This window comes from Cryobacterium sp. MLB-32 (genome assembly GCF_000738085.1).
Classification (GTDB): domain Bacteria; phylum Actinomycetota; class Actinomycetes; order Actinomycetales; family Microbacteriaceae; genus Cryobacterium.
On the sequence record NZ_JPRS01000487.1, the window covers coordinates 1 to 587 of the forward strand.

Annotated in this window: 2 protein-coding genes; one reads left to right on the top strand and one right to left on the bottom strand. The window is 58.8% G+C overall.

Annotation, left to right across the window (positions count from 1 at the left end):
• Positions 1-160: ParA family protein (locus JF66_RS22580; protein WP_156109946.1), on the bottom strand; the 160-nt coding region annotated here is incomplete at its 3' end.
• Positions 161-237: 77 nt separating this feature from the next.
• On the opposite strand from JF66_RS22580, the gene JF66_RS19550 reads away from it, so the two are divergent.
• Positions 238-587, top strand: a 350-nt coding sequence (locus JF66_RS19550) for a biotin carboxylase N-terminal domain-containing protein (RefSeq protein ID WP_035880555.1), incomplete at its 3' end; no start/stop codon positions are given.

Here is a 587-nt window from a genome sequence, read left to right on the forward strand (position 1 = left end):
CGGCGACGTCAATGTCCATTCCCGTCGACACATCCGATTGCGGATCGAGATCAACCACCAGTGTTCGCACACCGCGGGCGAAGGCTGCAGAAGCAAGACCAAGGGTCACCGTGGTCTTACCTACACCTCCCTTGAGGGAGCTAACGCTGAGTACATGCACAAGTAGACACGTTACCTTCACTAGTCTGGGAGAACCTAACCGTTGGCTGTATGCCGGTATGCGTTCGAAAGGTCTGCATGTTTACGAAAATCCTTGTTGCCAACCGTGGTGAGATCGCAATCCGTGCCATGCGTGCGGCCGTTGAGCTCGGAGCGAAGACCGTCGCGGTGTTCCCTTTTGAGGATCGCAACTCCCTGCACCGCCTGAAAGCCGATGAGGCGTATCAGATCGGCGAGGTCGGCCACCCCGTGCGTGCGTATCTGGACGTGAGCGAGATCATTCGCGTGGCCCGGGAATGTGGCGCTGACGCCATTTACCCGGGATACGGTTTTCTTTCCGAGAACCCGGAACTGGCCGAGGCCGCTGCCGCGAACGGAATCACATTCATCGGCCCGGGCGCCGACGTACTGGAAATGGCCGGCAACAA